General features: G+C 62.2%; 15 protein-coding genes and 1 tRNA gene. 10 read left to right on the forward strand and 6 right to left on the reverse strand.

Annotated features, from left to right (window positions below; translation table 11 throughout):
* The first annotated feature begins 514 nt into the window (after nucleotides 1-514).
* From C2L64_RS05750 to C2L64_RS05770, 4 genes are all read left to right on the forward strand, one after another.
* Nucleotides 515-1,528 (forward strand): YVTN family beta-propeller repeat protein, encoded by a 1,014-nt coding sequence (locus C2L64_RS05750; protein ID WP_007584042.1) that lies wholly within the window; start codon nucleotides 515-517, stop codon nucleotides 1,526-1,528.
* A gap of 113 nt (nucleotides 1,529-1,641) precedes the next feature.
* Nucleotides 1,642-2,625 carry a sterol desaturase family protein gene (locus C2L64_RS05755; protein ID WP_007584040.1) on the forward strand — a complete coding sequence of 328 codons (984 nt, stop codon included), beginning with the start codon at nucleotides 1,642-1,644 and terminating at the stop codon, nucleotides 2,623-2,625.
* Between the two features lie 233 nt (nucleotides 2,626-2,858).
* Nucleotides 2,859-3,716: an EI24 domain-containing protein gene (locus tag C2L64_RS05765; protein ID WP_007584038.1), complete on the forward strand. Its 858-nt coding sequence runs from the start codon at nucleotides 2,859-2,861 to the stop codon at nucleotides 3,714-3,716.
* A gap of 14 nt (nucleotides 3,717-3,730) precedes the next feature.
* A complete protein-coding gene (locus C2L64_RS05770) occupies nucleotides 3,731-4,564 on the forward strand; it encodes a competence/damage-inducible protein A (protein WP_079484896.1) in 834 nt (277 codons plus the stop codon).
* Between the two features lie 161 nt (nucleotides 4,565-4,725).
* Here the strand turns inward: C2L64_RS05770 and C2L64_RS05775 are convergent, their stop codons facing one another.
* Complete coding sequence (locus C2L64_RS05775; RefSeq protein WP_007584031.1) at nucleotides 4,726-5,190, reverse strand: rhodanese-like domain-containing protein; 465 nt, start codon at nucleotides 5,188-5,190, stop codon at nucleotides 4,726-4,728.
* Nucleotides 5,191-5,487: 297 nt separating this feature from the next.
* Between C2L64_RS05775 and C2L64_RS53075 the strand changes: the two genes are divergently transcribed.
* From C2L64_RS53075 to ntrC, 4 genes are all read left to right on the forward strand, one after another.
* Complete coding sequence (locus C2L64_RS53075) at nucleotides 5,488-5,652, forward strand: hypothetical protein (RefSeq protein ID WP_158660487.1); 165 nt, start codon at nucleotides 5,488-5,490, stop codon at nucleotides 5,650-5,652.
* Nucleotides 5,645-7,060 (forward strand): type I glutamate--ammonia ligase, encoded by a 1,416-nt coding sequence (glnA, locus tag C2L64_RS05780; RefSeq protein ID WP_007584030.1) that lies wholly within the window; start codon nucleotides 5,645-5,647, stop codon nucleotides 7,058-7,060. Before C2L64_RS53075 ends, glnA begins: the two co-directional genes overlap by 8 nt.
* 268 nt (nucleotides 7,061-7,328) lie before the next feature.
* Nucleotides 7,329-8,471 (forward strand): nitrogen regulation protein NR(II), encoded by a 1,143-nt coding sequence (glnL, locus tag C2L64_RS05785; RefSeq protein ID WP_007584029.1) that lies wholly within the window; start codon nucleotides 7,329-7,331, stop codon nucleotides 8,469-8,471.
* Nucleotides 8,472-8,520: 49 nt separating this feature from the next.
* Nucleotides 8,521-10,035, forward strand: coding sequence for a nitrogen regulation protein NR(I) (ntrC, locus tag C2L64_RS05790; RefSeq protein WP_090835679.1), 1,515 nt, complete (start codon nucleotides 8,521-8,523; stop codon nucleotides 10,033-10,035).
* Between the two features lie 129 nt (nucleotides 10,036-10,164).
* Here the strand turns inward: ntrC and xth are convergent, their stop codons facing one another.
* The 3 genes from xth to C2L64_RS05805 form a co-directional block, all read right to left on the reverse strand.
* The gene (xth, locus tag C2L64_RS05795; RefSeq protein WP_086910186.1) at nucleotides 10,165-10,941 is read right to left on the reverse strand and encodes an exodeoxyribonuclease III; all 777 of its coding nucleotides are present in this window, start codon (nucleotides 10,939-10,941) and stop codon (nucleotides 10,165-10,167) included.
* Between the two features lie 187 nt (nucleotides 10,942-11,128).
* Nucleotides 11,129-11,205, reverse strand: a tRNA-Met gene (locus C2L64_RS05800).
* 113 nt (nucleotides 11,206-11,318) lie between these two features.
* Nucleotides 11,319-12,023, reverse strand: coding sequence for an aspartate/glutamate racemase family protein (locus tag C2L64_RS05805; RefSeq protein ID WP_090835681.1), 705 nt, complete (start codon nucleotides 12,021-12,023; stop codon nucleotides 11,319-11,321).
* A 177-nt stretch (nucleotides 12,024-12,200) separates the two neighbouring features.
* On the opposite strand from C2L64_RS05805, the gene C2L64_RS05810 reads away from it, so the two are divergent.
* Entirely contained in the window at nucleotides 12,201-13,490 is a 1,290-nt protein-coding gene (locus C2L64_RS05810) for an amidohydrolase family protein (RefSeq protein WP_090835683.1), read from the forward strand.
* 874 nt (nucleotides 13,491-14,364) lie between these two features.
* Here C2L64_RS05810 and C2L64_RS05815 read toward each other — a convergent pair.
* Nucleotides 14,365-16,479, reverse strand: coding sequence for a M3 family metallopeptidase (locus C2L64_RS05815; RefSeq protein ID WP_079499890.1), 2,115 nt, complete (start codon nucleotides 16,477-16,479; stop codon nucleotides 14,365-14,367).
* 422 nt (nucleotides 16,480-16,901) lie between these two features.
* On the opposite strand from C2L64_RS05815, the gene C2L64_RS05820 reads away from it, so the two are divergent.
* On the forward strand, nucleotides 16,902-18,062 hold the full coding sequence (locus tag C2L64_RS05820; RefSeq protein ID WP_090835715.1) for an acyltransferase family protein: 1,161 nt from the start codon (nucleotides 16,902-16,904) through the stop codon (nucleotides 18,060-18,062).
* Nucleotides 18,063-18,173: 111 nt separating this feature from the next.
* On the opposite strand, the gene folD is transcribed toward C2L64_RS05820, so the two are convergent.
* Nucleotides 18,174-19,031 carry a bifunctional methylenetetrahydrofolate dehydrogenase/methenyltetrahydrofolate cyclohydrolase FolD gene (gene folD / locus C2L64_RS05825; RefSeq protein ID WP_062915188.1) on the reverse strand — a complete coding sequence of 286 codons (858 nt, stop codon included), beginning with the start codon at nucleotides 19,029-19,031 and terminating at the stop codon, nucleotides 18,174-18,176.
* Nucleotides 19,032-19,258 lie beyond the last annotated feature (227 nt).

Below are 19,258 nucleotides of genomic sequence, written 5' to 3' on the forward strand. Positions count from 1 at the left end.
CCGGGTAAGACAGGACAGCAATGACTCGGAAACGCCGGGCCAGAGAAAACATCGGACTGGCAAAACCCGCTTTTCGTAACTGGGAAAGATGTTTGTCGAGGCGCGGACTCATTCAGTCAGCGCGGACCGGCGGGCTTCCATTTGCTGGCAAAGGTCAAAGCGGGTATTGCGTTCACGAATTCTTGAGGCGCGGAGTTTGATTCGATATGAGGTAATTCTTAATTAATAACGATCAGAAATTTCGCTCTTAAATAGAGGAATCGCGCGCTGGATAATCGCGGGATATTCTTGATTGGTAATCTCTTGGATTTAGCGGCGTCTGATTCATAAATGGCTTAATCGTATCGATTCGGCCAAAAAGCGGTGCGGCCTGGACAGTGGGCGCAGCCGCTCGCAACGCATTGCGCGCACCCTGCGGCACCGCGCCGCAACGTCCGCCTTTTCCCCGATCGAGGTCAACCGAAGAGTCACGCAAACGTTCTACAATGGCGATTACCCCCTGATGTGAGTTTTCATGCGCAAATTTTCCCTTCCCGGTTTGACCAGCACGTTTGCAGCAGGCGCGGCGCTCGTCGCGGCAGCAAGCTTCTTTTCCCCGCCAGTTCTCGCCAACAACGTGATCGTGCTCAATTCCGGCGAAGCCACGCTGAGCCTGATCGACGAGACGACGCGCCAGGTGATCGACACGGTGCCGACCGGCAAGGAACCGCATCACCTGATGCCGACACCGGACAATTCGTCGCTGATCGTCGCGAATTCGGTGTCGAACAATCTGATGTTCGTCGATCCGAAAACGGGTAAGCCGCAGCGCTGGGTCGAGAACATCGAAGACCCGTATCAGATCGGTTTCTCGCCGGATCGCAAGTGGCTCGTGACGACGGGCCTGCGCCTCGATCGCCTCGACATCTATCACTACGACGGCCACAACATGACGCTCGCGAGCCGCCTGCCGCTCGCCGTGATGCCTAGCCACATGGCGTTCACGAACGACAGCAAGACCGTGTTCGTCACGCTGCAGGTGTCAGGTGAACTCGCCGCCGTCGATCTCGCCACGCAGACGGTCAAGTGGAAGATGAAGGTCGGCAAGGTGCCGGCCGGCCTGTGGATGACGCCGGGCGAGAAATATCTGCTGATCGGCATGACGGGTGCGGACTATGTCGCTGTCGTCGACTGGCGCAACCAGAAGATCGTGAAGACGATCACGACGGGCAAGGGCGCGCACAACTTCCGCTCGCTCGCGGACGGCAAGCATGTGGCCGTGTCGAACCGCGTGGCCAGCACCATCAGCATCCTCGACGAGGACACGCTCACCAACGTCGGCGACATCACGGGACTGATGCCCGGACCGGACGACATGGAACTTTCCGCCGACAAACGCTATCTGTGGGTAACGTTCCGTTTCGCGAAGCATGTCGGCGTCATCGACCTGACCACGCATAAGCTGATCCAGACGATCGCCGTAGGCCGTTCGCCGCACGGCATCTATTTCTTCAACCGCGCGCCCGTCACCGCGCCGAACGGGGCGTGATAATGCAGACGGCGCGCCTCGCCGGCGCGCCGTGAATTGCGCATTGAACCGCGCAGTGAAGCCACACCAGGAAGCCGCGCAGTGAAGCAGAACCGCGACGCATAAAGAGCACCATGTTCCACCTGATCGCCTCCAGTCTCGATAGCTTCGTTTCTTCGATCCAGACGCTGCTGTACGTCGACGTCGTGCAGCCGCTGCTGTTCCATTTCAACCTGATGGACTACGACGAGGACACGTACGACAGCCTGTACTGGGTGATCGTCGGCGTGCTGGAAGTGCTCGCCATGTATGCGCTGCTGCGTCCGCTCGAAGCGCTGCGGCCCGTCGAGCAGTGGAAGGACCGCAAGGCGGTGCGTGTCGACGTGCTCTACACGTGGATCGCGAAGCTCGGCATTCTCAATCTGTTCTTCTTCTTCGCGCTGCAGCCGTTTTTCGACTCGGTGCAGGGCTGGCTGCGCCTGCAGGGCATCGCGAATATCGAACTCGACAATCTGTGGCCCGGCGTTACGACGCAGCCTTTCGTCACGTTCGTCATGTATCTGCTGGTGCTCGACTTCGCGGGCTACTGGTATCACCGCGGGCAGCACAGGATCGGTGTCTGGTGGGAGTTGCACGCGGTGCATCACAGCCAGCAGCAGATGTCGCTGTGGGCCGACGACCGCAACCATCTGCTCGACGATCTGCTGCAGGCGTGTTTCTTCGCCGTGATCGCGCTGTTCATCGGCGTGCCGCCGTCGCAGTTCGTCGTGCTCGTCGCGATCACGAATCTTGCGCAGAGCGTGCAGCACGCGAACATCCGTCTGCATTTCGGCTGGCTCGGCGAGCGTCTGCTCGTCAGTCCGACCTTCCATCGCCGTCATCACGCCATCGGCTATGGTCACGAAGGGCTCAAGTACGGCTGCAATTTCGGCGTGCTCTTTCCGTGGTGGGACATGCTGTTCGGCAGCGCGTCGTGGAGCCGCGAAATGGAGCCGACGGGCATTCGCGATCAGCTCAGCGGCCGTCATTACGGCGAGGGCTTCTGGGCGCAGCACTGGCTCGCGTTCGTGCGCATTGGGCAGCGCATCGCCGGCAAGAAGCAGCGGGGCGCGGCGTAAGCGCGCTGTCGTTTTCGTTGTCGTTGTCGTTTCACTTTCGACGCATCTTTCGGCCGGGCGCGCGTTTCTGACGATCACCGGCCGCGCAGCAACGCTCGCGCACTCGCTTGCATACTTGCTTGCACGTTCATTCGTCAGCGTCGTCTTTCACTTTCGACGCTGACACCCGACGTGGTTTATCCTGTCCACGTTTCCTACCTTTTCCTGCCTACCCATCAAGTCATCGATTACGCATGAATGATCTCTTGCGCTCGTTCGGGCGCGCGCTTTCTTCCGTGTTGCATCCGCGCATGCTGTGGCTGACGTTCATGCCGTTCGCGGGAGCCACGATCGTCTGGGGCGTGGCGCTGTGGTTTTCCTGGCAGACCCTGATCGGTGCGACGCGTAACTGGCTCGAAAGCTGGCCGCTCACGACGACGCTCTACGGGCTATTCGACTGGCTCGGTTTTTCGTCGCTGCATGCGGCCGTGGCGCCTTTCATTGTGATTGCCGTTGCGATCCCGCTGATCGTCGTCACGGTGCTGCTGCTGATCGCGACCCTGTCGATGCCCGCCGTGATCAAGCATCTGTCGAAGCGGCAGTTCGCCGCGCTGGAAATGCGGCACGGCGGCACGTTCGCCGGCAGCCTCGTGCATTCCATATGGACGACGCTCGTGTGCCTGCTGGTGCTCGTGATCACGCTGCCGCTGTGGCTGATTCCGCCTTTCTTCGCGCTGATCCCGCCGCTGCTGTGGGGCTGGCTCACTTACCGCGTGATGACGTACGACGCCCTGTCGCTGCACGCCAGCAGCGAAGAGCGGCGCGCGCTGGTGCGCCAGCATCGCCTGCCGCTGTTGCTGATCGGCGTGGCGAGCGGGCTGCTCGGCTCGCTGCCCACGTTGATCTGGGCGTCGTCCGTGTGGCTGATCGTACTGTTCCCTGTGATGACTGCCGTGACCATCTGGATCTATGCTTTTATCCTCGTGTTCACGGCGCTGTGGTTCGGCTACTACTGCCTGCGCGCGCTCCAGCGGATGCGCGCCGGCGAGCATGGCGGGAACGGTCACCATGGTCCCCACGGCGCGCGCGGCACAGCGCCCGTCTCCTATTGATACAAGAGGCTTCAATGGCATTTGGCGTCATCATCATCGGCGATGAAATCCTGTCCGGCAGACGCGTCGACAAGCATCTGCCGAAAGTCATCCAGCTTCTGAGCGCGCGCGGCCTGTCGCTGTCATGGGCCGAATATATCGGCGACGATCCGGAGCGCATCACGGCGACCTTGCGCCGCACCTTCGCGTCGGGCGATATCGTGTTCTCGACGGGCGGCATCGGCGCAACGCCGGATGATCACACACGCCAATGCGCGGCCGCCGCGCTTGCCGTGCCGCTCGAACTGCATCCCGAGGCAAAGGCGCTGATCCAGGAGCGTATCCGCGACACGCATCCCGCCAGTTCGTCCGCGCCCGTCGATTTCAACTCGCCGGACAACCTGCATCGTTTGAATATGGGCACGTATCCGCGCGGCGCGTCGATCATTCCGAACGGGTACAACAAGATTCCTGGTTTTTCTGTCGGCGATCATCACTTCGTGCCGGGCTTTCCGGTGATGGCCTGGCCGATGATCGAATGGGTGCTGGATACGAAGTACCAGCATCTGCATCATTCGACGCCGCATGCGGAAAAGTCTCTGCTCGTCTTCGAGTTGCCCGAGTCGACGCTGACGCCGCTGATGGAAAAGATCGAGCATGACTTTCCGGGCGTGCGCGTATTCAGCCTGCCGAGCGTAGGCGACGCGGAGCGCGGCGGCATCTATGCACGCCGGCATATCGATCTGGGCGTGAAGGGCGAGCCGGAAGCCGTCGCGGCCGCGTTCGTGAAGCTGCGCGAAGGCGTGCACCTGCTCGGCGGCGATATCGTCGAGCCGGAATTGGCAGCGCACGCGCAGCCGCGTAACTGAGCATGGTGGAGAGGGGCGTGCAACGCGTCCCCGTTCCAGAAACATCATCCGCGTGTCACATCGCACGCGGACGATTCCAAATAAAAGCGGCGCACGGTGTTCACCATGCGCCGCGTATCTGAGAAGCGACGGCTGCGCTTCTTATGCGTGCTTGAGATTCGTCAAGCGCCAATCCACGGCAGTCCGCGGAAACACCAGCCCGACACCGTCTTCCGATGCCCCTGGCCATCCTTGTCGCCTTCGAAGCCTTCCAGCAGATCCAGCGCCTTCGTGAAGCCGGCCTGCGTCGCGGCGATGGCCGCCAGCTTCGAGCGCGCCGCGCTGCGGCACAGGAGCAGCACGGGCGTGTCGGGCGTCGCGACCTGACGCAGCTGATCGATGAATTCGGCATTCGGCACGCCGCCCGGATAGCGCGTCCATTCGACATGCGCATACTGGCCATCGCCGACGACCGGGCGGCCGACCCAATCCAGTTCGGCGCGTGTGCGCACATCGATGAGACGGGTGCGCGGGTCGAGTTGCAGAAGCTCGAATGCCTCGGCAGGCGTGACGGCGCCCGCGTAGGGGAGCTGATTGTCGACACGGCGCTTTTCAGCCTGGCTGTACAACTGTTCGAGCGTACTCATGACAGCAATTCTCCTTGGGGCCAAAAAAACATTCTAGCAAGCTGTCGACGCTGCACACGCCGCGCCGCCCCGCACAGCGCGAAATTCGAGAATAGACGGCCATGCTCAATCATGGTGCAAAATAAGCACCATGCACCAAAATGGAATGTTAAGCAGTCGCAGACTAAGAGTGCGCACGATCATGGTGCGGATGCATTCCGTGACCTCGCGCGATTCCCGCAAACGGTGTGCGCAAATTCCCTGCGAAGGCGCGTCGGCATTGGGGCTGCAACGACGTGGCGCAGACGGAACACAAACATGGCACAGAAGCTGCTTTATTGGTGCCGATCAGATTGGCCCGATGCCGGCATCATATTTCCCTGCCCGTTGGTATCGAGGGGTGGACGCATCGAGGCTGGTCAGCTAGATTGGGCGGCGGCTGAACCCGCCGAATTCGTTAATCAGGAGATTGGTTATGAGTAAATCCGTGGCCGACGTCATCCAGCTCGTCAAGGACGAGGACGTCAAGTTTGTCGACTTCCGTTTCACCGACACGCGCGGCAAGGAGCAACACGTTTCGGTGCCGGTGTCGGCATTCGACGAAGACAAATTCGAAAGCGGCCATGCGTTTGACGGTTCCTCGATTGCTGGCTGGAAGGGCATCGAAGCGTCGGACATGCTGCTCATCCCGGACGCCGACACCGCCTTCATCGACCCGTTCTACGAAGAGTCGACCCTCGTGCTGACCTGCGACGTCGTCGAACCGGCTGACGGCAAGGGCTATGAGCGCGATCCGCGCTCGCTCGCAAAGCGCGCCGAAGCGTACCTGAAGAGCACGGGTCTGGGCGACACGGCCTTCTTCGGTCCGGAACCCGAATTCTTCATTTTCGACTCGGTCCAGTGGGCTGCGGACCAGTCGGGTTGCTTCGTCAAGATCGGCTCGGAAGAAGCACCGTGGTCGTCGGGCAAGGAATTCGAAGGCGGCAACACGGGTCACCGTCCGGGCACGAAGGGCGGCTACTTCCCGGTCGCGCCTGTGGACACGTTCCAGGACATCCGCTCGGAAATGTGTCTGCTGCTCGAACAGATCGGCATCCCCGTTGAAGTTCACCACCACGAAGTGGCAGGTCAAGGCCAGAACGAAATCGGCACGAAGTTCTCGACGCTGGTTCAACGCGCTGACTGGACGCAACAGCTGAAGTACATCGTTCACAACGTTGCGCACACGTACGGCAAGACGGCGACGTTCATGCCGAAGCCTATCGTCGGCGACAACGGTTCGGGCATGCACGTTCACCAGTCGATCTGGAAGGACGGCCAGAACATGTTCGCGGGCAACGGCTACGCTGGCCTGTCGGAATTCGCGCTGTTCTACATCGGCGGCATCATCAAGCACGCTCGCGCGCTGAACGCGATCACGAACCCGGGTACGAACTCGTACAAGCGTCTCGTGCCGCACTTCGAAGCGCCTGTGAAGCTGGCTTACTCGGCACGTAACCGTTCGGCATCGATCCGTATTCCGCACGTTGCAAACCCGAAGGGCCGCCGTATCGAAACGCGCTTCCCGGATCCGCTCGCGAACCCGTACCTGTGCTTCTCGGCACTGATGATGGCAGGTCTGGACGGCGTGCAGAACAAGATCCATCCGGGCGAAGCTGCCGACAAGAACCTGTACGACCTGCCGCCGGAAGAGGATGCAAAGATCCCGACCGTGTGTGCCGGCCTCGATCAGGCGCTGGAAGCACTCGACGCAGACCGTGAGTTCCTGACGCGTGGTGGCGTGTTCACCGACGGCATGATCGACGCTTACCTGGAACTGAAGGAAGGCGAGCTGCAACGCGTGCGTATGACCACGCACCCGGTCGAATTCGAACTGTACTACTCGCTGTAATCGCTGTAGGTGGCGCTGCGCTTCGTTCGCGAGATGCGGCGAAGCGTACGCCCCGACGCTGCGATCGGTCACGAAGGGACGGCGGCGCCGTCCCTTTTTCGTTGGATCGAAAGCTGTGACGTTTTTGTTGCGGAACGGCTGCTGCAGCGTGTTGTTGACGTATTGAACCGCGTGCGATGAAGCCCGCCTCACCATCTCCTGTCGACGGAGGTTCGCGCTTTGGCGCTGGCTGCCGTCCCATGCAAGGCTATCGAGACCCGACTGCAAGATGGTATTGAAGAACCTGATCAAGGCCAGAAAAGGGCACACCGACGCATTGTCGGATGATGCGCAACTCGTCGAATCCGGTTTGCTGCCGGGCTTCGAGGCGCTGCCCACCGTTCTGCTCGTGCTCGACAAGCGGACGCTGCGTGTCGCGTTCGCGAATCCGTCGGCCGAGTCGATGCTCGAAATGTCGCGCCGGCAGCTCACGCAAATGGCCTGGCCCGACATCTTCACGAACGGCGAAGAACTGACGGCGACCATCGCCGCGATCGCCGCTCACCGTTTTCACGCGACCCATCTGGATGCCGTGCTCGAACGCGCCGGCCACGAGCCGCTGCATGTGCATGCGATCGTCGGCTTCCTGGAGAGCGCGCAGGACTACGTGCTGCTCGAGCTGTTCGAGAACGAGCGTCATTTGAGGTCGGATCGCGAAGAGCGCATTCACGATCTGACGGCCGTCAACAAGCAGTTGATCCGCAATCTCGCGCATGAGATCAAAAACCCGCTCGGCGGCATTCGCGGCGCGGCACAACTGCTCGAATTCGAGCTCGGCGCGCGCGAACGCGACGAGCTGCGCGAGTACACGCAGGTCGTCATCAAGGAATCGGACCGGCTGCAAACGCTCGTCGACCGCTTGCTCGAACCGCATCGTCATCCGCATATCGTCGGCGACGTGAATATTCACGAAGTATGCGAGCGCGTGCGCGCGGTGATTCTCGCGGAGTTTCCGCGCGGTCTCACGATCGAGCGCGACTACGACGTTAGCGTGCCTGATCTGCGCGGCGACAAGGAGCAACTGATCCAGGCGCTGCTGAACATCGTGCGCAATGCGGCTGAAGCACTGCGCGAACGCATCTCGCAAGGCGATGCGCGGATCGAGTTGCGTACCCGCGTGGCGCGCAAGGTGACGATCGCGAAACGTCTTTGCAAGCTGGCACTGGACTTGCATATCGTCGATAACGGGCCCGGCATTCCCGAAGACATACGCGACCGCATCTTCTATCCGCTCGTATCGGGCAGGGAAGACGGCAGCGGTCTTGGCCTGACACTCGCGCAGACTTTCGTGCAACAGCACGAAGGGATGATCGAAGTGGAGAGCCGTCCGGGTCACACCGAGTTTCAGATCCTGCTGCCGCTCGACAGCTGATACTCGACTGGTTACACCACACGCAAGACAAGACTTCTGACGGACCTATATGAAGCCGATCTGGATAGTAGACGACGATCAATCGATCCGTTGGGTGCTCGAAAAAGCACTCGCACGCGAGAACTTCGCGACACGCAGCTTCGCGAATGTGCGCGAAGCCGCGGGCGCACTGGAACACGACAGCCCGCAGGTGCTCGTCTCCGATATCAGGATGCCTGGCGGCTCGGGGCTCGAACTGCTGCAGACCGTACGCGAGCGCGTGCCCGGCTTGCCCGTCATCATCATGACGGCGTTCTCGGATCTCGATAGCGCCGTGGCCGCGTTTCAGGGCGGTGCGTTCGAATACCTCGCCAAGCCGTTCGACGTCGACAAGGCCGTCGAACTGATTCGCCGCGCCGTCGACGAAAGCATGCGCGGCGAGCAGACGTGGGACGACCGCGTCGCCGAAGCGCCCGAGATGCTCGGTCAGGCGCCCGCGATGCAGGACATGTTCCGCGCGATCGGCCGTCTGTCGCATTCGGCCGCGACCGTGCTCATTACGGGCGAATCAGGCACCGGTAAGGAACTTGTTGCCCGCGCCTTGCACCGACATAGCCCACGCGCGAACGGTCCGTTCATCGCACTGAACACGGCGGCGATTCCGAAAGATCTGCTGGAATCCGAACTGTTTGGTCATGAGCGCGGCGCGTTCACGGGCGCGCAGGCAATGCGCCAGGGCCGCTTCGAGCAGGCTGAGAACGGCACGCTGTTTCTTGATGAAATCGGCGATATGCCGTTCGACTTGCAGACGCGTCTGTTGCGTGTGCTGTCGGATGGCCAGTTCTATCGCGTCGGCGGACATAATCCGCTGCGCGCGAATGTCCGCGTGATCGCCGCGACGCACCAGAATCTCGAATCGCGTGTGCGGCAAGGGCTGTTTCGCGAGGACTTGTATCACCGCTTGAACGTGATCCGTCTGCGCTTGCCGGCGTTGCGTGAACGTAGCGAGGACATTCCGCTGCTGACGCGCCACTTCCTGCAGAAGAGTGCGCGCGATCTCGGCGTCGAGCCGAAGCGCGTGTCGGAAGAGGCGCTCGCGTATATGACGTCGCTGCCGTTTCCTGGCAACGTGCGCCAGCTAGAAAACCTTGCGAACTGGCTGACCGTGATGGCGCCTGCGCAGACGATCGAGATCAAGGACCTGCCGCCCGATCTCGTATCGACGCAGCAGGCCGGGGCGGAATTCGCGACGTCCGCGGGATCGCTGCCGATCGACGGCACAGTGGGCAACGGTGGCGTCACAAACGGCGTGGCGCCGATTACGGGTGCGCCCGTCGCGGCCGGCGGCGTGGTGATTCCGTCGCCTGTCGCCGCGTGGGAGAGTGGGCTGCGCACGGAAGTCGCGAAGCTGTTGCGCGAGAATGCAGCTGATGTAATGGACGAACTGTCGCGCCGTTTCGAAGCGGCCGTGATCCGCGAAGCGCTCGACTTCACGCGCGGGCGCAAGGTCGAAGCGGCCGAGCGGCTCGGCATCGGGCGCAATACGATCACGCGCAAGATTCAGGAGCTGAATCTCGAACCGTAAGCGTTGACGCCTTTGGGCGTGATGCGAGTGGTGCTGCGTTTACACGCGGCAAAATAAAGCGGCTCGACGGCGCGATGCGCCATCGAGCCGCTTCTTCTTTTGCGAACGCGTTTGTGCTGATGCGGCGAGTTACTCGGTGAGCGCGACGACGGGCGCGTGATCCGAAGGCTGATCCCACTTGCGTGGCGTCTTGTCGACGTCGCAATGCGTGCAGCTTGCGGCGAGCGGCTTCGACAGCAGGATATGGTCGATGCGCAAGCCCGCGTTGCGGCGGAACGCGAGCATCCGATAATCCCACCACGTGAAGGTCTTCTCGGGCTGATCGAAGAGCCGGAACGAATCGACGAGACCGAGTTCGACGAGGCGGTTGAACTGCGCGCGCTCTTCCGGCGACACGAGGTTCTGTCCTTCCCACGCCTTCGGATCATGCACGTCGCGGTCTTCGGGTGCGATGTTGTAGTCGCCGAGCAGCGCGAGCTTCGGATGCTGCGCAAGTTCGCTGGCGATCCAGTCGTGCAGCGCGTCGAGCCAGCGCAGCTTGTAGGCGAACTTGTCGGTGCCGGGCGCCTGGCCGTTCGGGAAGTAGGCGCAGATCACGCGCACGCCTTCGATGGTGGCCGCGATCACGCGCTGCTGCGGGTCCTCGAAGCCGGGTATGTTGCGCATGACGCTGCCTTCGTCGACGCTCATGCCGTCGCGCACGAGAATGCCGACGCCGTTATACGTCTTCTGACCGGCGAACCAGCTGCGATAGCCCTTTTCCTCGAGCTCGGCGCGCGGAAATTTTTCGTCGGGCAGTTTCAGTTCCTGAAGACACAGCACGTCGGTCTGGCTGAGTTCGAGCCAGTCGATCACATGCTGCTGACGAACCTTCAGGGAGTTCACATTCCACGTGGCTAATTTCATCGCTCGTTCTCGTTGTATCAGGTGCTGGATGGAATCTTACCGCGATCGGGCAGCGCCGCTCAGTACGGCAACATGCATAGGCAAAAACGCAAAAGCCCGCAACGCTTTGGGCGATGCGGGCTTTGAATGCGTAACGCTGCTTGTACTGCTTGAGGCCGTGTGGAGCAGGACACGATGCCTTTGAAACTGGTTGCGGGGACAGGATTTGAACCTGTGACCTTCGGGTTATGAGCCCGACGAGCTGCCAGACTGCTCCACCCCGCGTCAGAGAGGCGAATTGTACGGACACCTTCGTCATGCGTCAAACATTTGATCGAAGTTTTTTCATCTTCTTTTGCTACGTGCTGGTGGCGTAGAGTTTCATCTCGTCTTTCATCTCAACCACGATCGGCTTCGATAGCCCAGTCGACAGCCTTTTGCGCATGCAGCGCAGTCGTATCGAACACAGGCAGAACAGAGTCTTCCTGCCGGATCAGCAGCGTGATCTCCGTGCAGCCGAGAATGACGGCCTGCGCGCCGCGAGCCTTCAGGTCTTCGATCACGTTTTGATAGATCGCCCGCGATGACGGCGCGATGATCCCGTGACACAGTTCGTCGTAGATGATCCGATGGACGTGCGCGCGGCCCTCGTCATCGGGGATCAGCGTATCGATGCCAAAGCGCTCGCGCAGGCGTCCCGCGTAGAAGGTCTGCTCCATCGTATAGCGCGTGCCCAGCAAGCCGACTCGCTCGATACCCGCCGCGCGCAGCGCTTCGCCCGTCGGATCGGCGATGTGCAGAAAGGGCACCGCGATCGACGCTTCGATCGCTTCGTGCACGCGATGCATGGTGTTCGTCGCGAGCAGCACGATGTCGGCGCCGCCGCGCTCCAGTTGCCGCGCGGCATCCGCCATCTGCACGCCGAGCGCGTGCCAGTCGCCCGCGCGCTGGTTTGCTTCGACGGGCGCGAAGTCGACGGTCACCATCAGGCTGCGCGCATTGTGATGGCCGCCGAGACGCGCCTTCGCATAGCGGTTCAGCAGCCGGTAATACTCGGCTGACGATTCCCAACTCATCCCGCCGATCACGCCTATCGTTTTCATTCCGCGTCCGTATCTGTGGTGCCGATGCGGTTGAGTATAGGCTGCGGGCTGTGGCGGCGAGCGGTACGGATCGCGCACGGTCGGCCAGTACGGTACGGTCTTTTGTCCTATGCCATCAGGATGCTCCCCACGCATTCCTTCCGCCGATAGAATCGTAGTCATGCAAAGGAGCCGCCCATGGATCTGATCATCCGCAATGCCGTATTGCCACGCAGTGCCCCGAAACAGAATGGCCCCGTCGATATCGGCATCGAAGGCGGGCGCATCGTCGCCGTCGAGCCGAACCTGGTTGCCAGCGCACGTGAAGAGATCGACGCGCAGGGCGCGCTCGTCACGCCCCCATTCATCGACGCGCACTTCCACATGGACGCGACGCTGTCTTATGGCTTACCGCGCGTGAACGCGTCGGGCACCTTGCTCGAAGGCATCGCACTGTGGGGCGAGCTGAAGCCGCATCTGACGCAGGAAGCGCTCGTCGAGCGCGCGCTGCAGTATTGCGACTGGGCCGTCGCGCGTGGTCTGCTCGCCATCCGCACGCATGTCGATGTGTGCGACGAGCGCCTGCTCGCTGTCGAAGCACTGCTCGAAGTGAAGCGCCGCGTCGCGCCTTATATGGACCTGCAACTGGTCGCGTTTCCGCAAGACGGGCTGCTGCGCAGTGCGGGCGCATTCGACAATCTCAAGCGCGCGATTGCGATGGGTGTCGATGTGGTCGGCGGCATTCCGCATTTCGAACGGACCATGGCGGACGGCGCGGAGTCGGTACGTCTGCTATGCGAGTTCGCGGCAGAGAAAGGCTTGCGCGTCGACATGCATTGCGACGAATCGGACGATCCACTGTCGCGTCACATCGAAACGCTCGCGGCGCAGACGCATCGGCTCGGGTTGCATGGCCGTGTGACGGGCTCACACCTGACATCGATGCATTCGATGGACAACTACTACGTCAGCAAGCTGCTGCCGCTGATGCGTGAGTCAGGCGTGGAGGCCATCGCGAATCCGCTGATCAACATCACGCTGCAAGGGCGTTCGGACACCTACCCGAAGCGGCGCGGCATGACACGCGTGCCGGAGATGCTCGCGGCCGGCATCAACGTCGCGTTTGGACACGATTGCGTGATGGACCCGTGGTATAGCCTCGGTTCCGGCGACATGCTCGAAGTCGCGCACATGGGCCTGCATGTCGCGCAGATGACGGGTATCGACGCAATGCATGCGTGCTTCGATGCCGTTACGGTGAATGCGGCGCGTATTTTTGGGCTCGAACATTATGGAGTTGAGCCAGGATGCGACGCGAATCTCGTCGTGCTCGACGCGCGCGATGCTGTCGAAGCGATACGCTTGCGCGCGGCGCGGCTGGCGGTTGTGAGTCGAGGGAAAGTGGTGAGCAGGGCGCCGGCGGCGCGTGCGACGTTGTCGCTGGAAGGGCGGCCTGCGGAAGTTGACTTCAAGCTGCATCGCGGGTGAATTGGGTTCATGGCGGATTCGGTTTTCTTGCCTTTGCGCTGGCATCCGCGTTACGGTGGTTGCTGCACATGCGATTTGGTCTGCTGGTGATTGCTTTGGCATCCGCGTTTTGCCTTCGCGCTTCAAGCGTCGCCCCTGTGCGGAGCGGCACCTACTTTTCTTTGCCGCCGCAAAGAAAAGTAGGCAAAAGAAAGCGGCTAACACCGCCAGCTCTTGTGTTTGCCTGAGGGACCCCAACCGGTCTTATGCTTCACACGGCAACGTCTCTGCTGGCGCGCGTTGCCAACGCTTCGAATGAACGCCTCACCCGCTTCGGATACCCGTACTCGGGCCAGCGGCAGCGAATGATATGTGCCGCCCAGGTGGCAAACTGTGTGTAAGTTGTCGCGTCGTATAGCTTGGCGCTCTTACATGGAGGTATGCGCGTGCTATCGGTCCGAAGTGAGGCGTGTGAGGTGCTACGGCCAACACACAGTTTGCCACCTGGGCGGCGGCGGACTTTCTGGTGCCGCGTGCTACGACGCGGGCACATGAAGCGGGTGAGGCGTATAGAGATGACGTTGGCAACGAGCGCGGACTGGCGCGTTGCCGTGTGAAGCGTAAGACCCTTTGGGGGCCCTCAGGCAGGAACAAGAATTAGCGGTGTTAGCCGCTTTCTTTTGCCTACTTTTCTTTGCGGCGGCAAAGAAAAGTAGGTGCCGCCCCGCACAGGGGCGACGCGTGAAGCACGAAGGCCATACGCGGATGCCAGCGAAAGAACCACAAAAAAAAGCGGGCCCGGCAACCCCGAACCCGCCCTTTAAGTTAACTCCACAACACCGCAGAGCAGCGATTCACAGGCCATACAAACCCGCGCGCCGCCGCATCAAAACCCTCAATGCGCCGCACCCGGCACCGCATCCGGCGCCATGCCGTTATGACGCAGCAGCGCATCGATATTCGGCTCGCGGCCGCGGAACGCCTTGAACGATTCCATCGCGGGACGGCTGCCGCCCACTTCGAGAATCTCCTTGCGATACCGTGTGCCCGTTGCCGCATCGAGCACGCTGCCTTTGCCCGCTTGCGCCGCTTCTTCGAACGCGGCGTAAGCATCGGCGGACAGTACTTCGGCCCACTTGTAGCTGTAGTAGCCCGCCGCGTAGCCACCCGCGAAAATGTGGCTGAACGTATTCGGCCAGCGCGAGAACGACGCTTGCGGAATCACGTGGAAGCGTTCGTTGATCTCGCGCGCCAGGTCGTTCGCGCTCTTCGCGCCGGACGTGTCGAAGTCGACGTGCAGCTTCATGTCGAACATCGAGAACACGATCTGACGCAGCGTGCCCAGTCCGCTCTGGAAGTTCTTCGCGGCGAGCATCTTGTCGAACAGATCGCGCGGCAGCGGCTTGGCCGTATCGACGTGCGACGTCATGTCGCTCAGCACGTCCCACTCCCAGCAGAAGTTTTCCATGAACTGCGACGGCAGTTCGACGGCATCCCATTCGACGCCGTTGATGCCCGACACGCCGAGCTCATCGACGCGCGTCAGCATGTGATGCAGGCCATGGCCGAATTCGTGAAACAGCGTGATCACTTCATCGTGTGTGAAGCATGCGGGCTTGCCGCCGACGGGCGCCGAAAAGTTGCACGTCAGATACGCGACGGGCGTCTGCACCGCGCCGTTGACGGGCTTGCGGCGCGAGCGGGCGTCGTCCATCCACGCGCCGCCGCGCTTGCCTTCGCGCGCGTACAGGTCGAGATAGAACTGCGCAACGAGGCCACCATCCTGATTCTCGACGCGGAAGAAGCGCACGTCCGGGTGCCAGGTCGCTGCTTCGTCGCGGCGGATTTTCACGCCGAACAGTGTCTCCGTGACCTTGAACAGGCCCTTGAGCACCGTGTCTTCCGGGAAATACTGCTTCACTTCGTTCTCGGAGAACGAATAGCGCTTCTCACGCAGGCGTTCGGCGGCAAACGCGACATCCCATGGCTGGAGTTCTGCAAGACCCAGCTCGCTCGCAGCGAACTCGCGCAGTTCCTTCCAGTCGTGCTCGGCGTGCGGACGCGCGCGCGTCGCGAGGTCTTCGAGGAACGCCATCACCTGTTCCGGCGACTCGGCCATCTTCGGCGCGAGCGACACCTCGGCGAAGTTCTTGAATCCGAGCATATGCGCTTCTTCTTCGCGCAGCTTCAGCGCGTCAGCGACGATTCCCGTGTTGTCCCAGTCGGTATTGCCCTTGCCGTATTGCGGCCCGAGTTCCGACGCACGCGTGACATAGGCGCGATACATCGTCTCGCGCATCGCGCGGTTTTCCGAATACTGCATGACGGGGAAATACGAGGGGAAATGCAGCGTGAACTTCCAGCCGCTCTTGCCTTCGCGCTCGGCCGCTTCGCGCGCGGCTTCGATCACATCTTCGGGCAAGCCCGCCAGTTCATCCTTGCTTTCGGCGATGAACGCATACGCATTCGTCGCATCGAGCACATGATCCGAGAACGCTTTCGACAGCCCGGCCTGGCGTTCCTGCAGTTCGGCGAAACGCGGCTTCTGATCTTCAGGCAGTTCAGCGCCCGACAGTCTGAAATCACGCAGCGAGTTGTTCAGAATCTTCTTGCGTTCGCCCGTCAGCGATTCGAAATCATCGGCGGCGGCAATCGTCTTGTACTTCTCGTACAGCGCGAGATTCTGCCCAACGCTCGACCAGAACTCGGTGACGCGCGGCAGGTTCTCGCCGTACACGGCGCGCAGCTCGGGCGTATCGGCGACGGCATTCAGGTGGCCGATCACGCCCCAGGCGCGCGACAGCGGCTCCGTCGCGCGTTCGACGGGTTCGACGACGTCGGCCCACGAGGCCGGGGTCGATGGCTCGGCCGCGCGGTCGACTGCCGCGCTCGCATTCGCGAGCAGCACATCGAGGGCAGGGGTCACATGTTCGGGGCGGATCTCGCCAAAGCGCGGCAGATCGGAGAAATCGAGGAGCGGATTGTCGGATGTCGATTGAGAAGTGGACATGATGCTTCCTGTCTGACGCGGTAAATGAACGCCCGGATGACGCGTATCCGGGCCTGAAACGTAAGCGGCGCGCATGACGCGCGCAACACGCGACGCGTGCGCGCGGGTCGTCCGGCGCCCTGCAAGATGGATATTGGGGCGCCGTTCGCCGTTTCCAACTGATTTCAGCTGATATCAGCTGATATCAGCCAATCTCCAGCCGGTTGCAGCACAAATTATCAGAACTGCCGCTCACGCGCAGTGGTAGCGGGCTCAGACGTATTTGTACCAGAACAAGAGGGTGGGCAAGCGCACGGTCGCGGCGCGCGTTCTCGCGCATCGTTAAGACGTCCGCACGCAGACGGCATGGCGTGCGGTTTCCGTTTCCTTCGGTGGCCGTTCACGCCCGCGTGCCGGCCCGCCAGCATCAGGTGGCCCTCGCGATGACTCCGCATCCCCAGACACTGTCGGGCGCACTTGCGCGCGACGCGAACAACTTCGATCTCGTGCGGTTGATCGCCGCGTGCGCCGTCGTCTATTGCAACGCGTATGTAATCCAGCAGACGGATGCCGGCGATGGCATCGCGGCGGCGCTCGGTTTCGGCGGCGCGGGCTATCTCGGCGTGTATGCGTTCTTTCTGATGAGCGGGCTGCTGGTGAGCGCGAGCTTCGAGCGGCAGCGCTCGGTGCCGCGCTTCGTCACGCTGCGGCTCGCGCGTTTGCTGCCCGCCGTGGTCGGCACGTCGCTGGTGGCGATCTTCATCGTCGGGCCGATCTTCACGACGCTCGCGCTGCACGACTATTTCACGTCGGGCGCCACGTGGCGAAACCTCGACTATTTCTCGACGCTCGTGATGAAGCGTGGTTGGACGCTGCCGGGCGTGTTCGAGCACAACCGTTTCGTGCGCGACATCTGCGCGCCGCTGTGGACGCTCCCGCTGCAGGTGTATTGCTATCTGCTCGTGCTGGTCATGGGCATGTTCGGCTTGCTGTCGACGCGCTGGCGCAGCGTGATCGCCGTATTGATCGCGGTGGCCGCGTTTTCGGTGCGTGTGCATCTGCCCGATCTGCAGATCGGTTGGCGCGATTTCCCGGACAAAGCGGGCGGCTACGCGTTCTTTCCTGAGCCGTTCTTCTTTCTCGGCATGCTGCTGTACGGATGGCGCGAGCGCATCAACCTGAGCGGTCTCACCGCGTGCGGGCTGCTGCTGGTGTTTCTCGTGTTTCGCGACACGGCGGGCGCGCAGGCGCTGTTCTATATCGCGTTCGTCTACGGGCTGCTATGGATGAGCGTGACGCCGATGCTGCGTGGCTGGGTGCCGCGCCATGACTACTCGTACGCGATCTATCTCTACGGCTTCATGGTTCAGCAATGCGTGGCGGCGCTCGCGCCGCGCATGCCGCCGATGCTGTCGATCGTCGTCAGCGCGCCGTTCATTTTTGCGCTGGCGGCGTTCTCGTCGCGCTGGATCGAGCGGCCGGTGATGAGCTGGTGCCGCGCGCGTATCGCGCGCAGCGAAGCGCGTCAGCACGAACGCAGGATCGCGGCCGAAGCGGCGCCGATGCGCGCGGCCGAACTCGCGGTCCGCTGGCCGCCGCTTTGATGACGAGATGATGGTGATCCGTCCGCGATCTGCGGATGACGCGCACCCGGCTCGTAGTGACAAGCCGGGCGGCCGTTGATGACGCGCCGTGAAGCGCGTCGAGTCGATTGCTCAGGCGTTGCCTGCGGCGCGCTCGGCCGCTTCGATCGTATTGACGAGCAGCATCGTGATCGTCATCGGGCCGACGCCGCCCGGCACGGGCGTGATATGGCCGGCCACTTCCTTGACGTTCGCGAAGTCGACGTCGCCGCAGAGCTTGCCGTTCTCGTCGCGATTCATGCCGACGTCGATCACCGTCGCGCCGGGCTTCACCATGTCGGCCGTCAGCGTGTTGCGCAGGCCCGTCGCGACCACGACGACATCCGCGTCGCGCGTGAACGCGGCGATGTCGCGCGTCTTGCTGTGGCAGATCGTGACCGTCGCGTTCGCTTCGAGCAGCAGCAGCGCCATCGGCTTGCCGACGATGTTCGAGCGGCCGATCACGACGGCATTCGCGCCCTTCAGCTCGATGCCGTACGCCTCGAACATTTTCATGACGCCATACGGGGTGCACGGGCGGAACAGCGGCTTGCCCGTCATCAGCGCGCCGGCGTTCGCAACGTGAAAGCCGTCCACGTCTTTCTCGGGCGCGATCGCCTCGATCACCTTGTGACTGTCGATGTGCTTCGGCAGCGGCAGCTGCACGAGAATGCCGTGGATTTTCGGATCGCGGTTGAGCGCGTCGATGCGCGCAAGCAGATCGGCTTCCGTCATCGTCGCGGGATAGCGGTCATACGACGAGAACAGGCCGTTGTCCTCGCACGCTTTCACCTTGTTGCGGACATAGACCTCGCTCGCCGGATTGTCGCCGACGAGCACGACGGCAAGACCCGGCTGGTGTCCACGGGCGGTAAGGGCGGCGGCGCGCGTGGCGACATCGGCGCGCAAGGTCTTGGAAAGGGCGGTGCCGTCGATCAGTTTGGCTGTCATGGTCGGTCGAGAATGGGCGTTTCGGAATGCGGGCGGGGCAGGCAGGCGCGGGGCGTGTGATCACGTTGCCGCGCATGCCGCGCGTCGTGCTGCTGCGCATGCGCTCGCGGCGCTCGCTCAAGGCGGACGCCGCGAATCGCACGGATGGCGCTCGAAGGCAGGGACGGGTCGCATGCCGGAAAGCGCACGGCGCGAAAACCGCGCCGCAGCGAAGTTCGACATTATAC

The organism is Paraburkholderia hospita (assembly GCF_002902965.1).
GTDB lineage: Bacteria > Pseudomonadota > Gammaproteobacteria > Burkholderiales > Burkholderiaceae > Paraburkholderia > Paraburkholderia hospita.

Excerpts from the sequence above, each read along its gene's own strand:
- C2L64_RS05750 (WP_007584042.1), top strand. The coding sequence starts at position 515 with ATGCGCAAATTTTCCCTTCCCGGTTTGACCAGCACGTTTGCAGCAGGC.
- C2L64_RS05755 (WP_007584040.1), top strand. The coding sequence starts at position 1,642 with ATGTTCCACCTGATCGCCTCCAGTCTCGATAGCTTCGTTTCTTCGATC.
- C2L64_RS05765 (WP_007584038.1), top strand. The coding sequence starts at position 2,859 with ATGAATGATCTCTTGCGCTCGTTCGGGCGCGCGCTTTCTTCCGTGTTG.
- C2L64_RS05770 (WP_079484896.1), top strand. The coding sequence starts at position 3,731 with ATGGCATTTGGCGTCATCATCATCGGCGATGAAATCCTGTCCGGCAGA.
- C2L64_RS05775 (WP_007584031.1), bottom strand. The coding sequence starts at position 5,190 with ATGAGTACGCTCGAACAGTTGTACAGCCAGGCTGAAAAGCGCCGTGTC.
- C2L64_RS53075 (WP_158660487.1), top strand. The coding sequence starts at position 5,488 with ATGGCACAGAAGCTGCTTTATTGGTGCCGATCAGATTGGCCCGATGCC.
- glnA (WP_007584030.1), top strand. The coding sequence starts at position 5,645 with ATGAGTAAATCCGTGGCCGACGTCATCCAGCTCGTCAAGGACGAGGAC.
- glnL (WP_007584029.1), top strand. The coding sequence starts at position 7,329 with ATGGTATTGAAGAACCTGATCAAGGCCAGAAAAGGGCACACCGACGCA.
- ntrC (WP_090835679.1), top strand. The coding sequence starts at position 8,521 with ATGAAGCCGATCTGGATAGTAGACGACGATCAATCGATCCGTTGGGTG.
- xth (WP_086910186.1), bottom strand. The coding sequence starts at position 10,941 with ATGAAATTAGCCACGTGGAATGTGAACTCCCTGAAGGTTCGTCAGCAG.
- C2L64_RS05805 (WP_090835681.1), bottom strand. The coding sequence starts at position 12,023 with ATGAAAACGATAGGCGTGATCGGCGGGATGAGTTGGGAATCGTCAGCC.
- C2L64_RS05810 (WP_090835683.1), top strand. The coding sequence starts at position 12,201 with ATGGATCTGATCATCCGCAATGCCGTATTGCCACGCAGTGCCCCGAAA.
- C2L64_RS05815 (WP_079499890.1), bottom strand. The coding sequence starts at position 16,479 with ATGTCCACTTCTCAATCGACATCCGACAATCCGCTCCTCGATTTCTCC.
- C2L64_RS05820 (WP_090835715.1), top strand. The coding sequence starts at position 16,902 with ATGACTCCGCATCCCCAGACACTGTCGGGCGCACTTGCGCGCGACGCG.
- folD (WP_062915188.1), bottom strand. The coding sequence starts at position 19,031 with ATGACAGCCAAACTGATCGACGGCACCGCCCTTTCCAAGACCTTGCGC.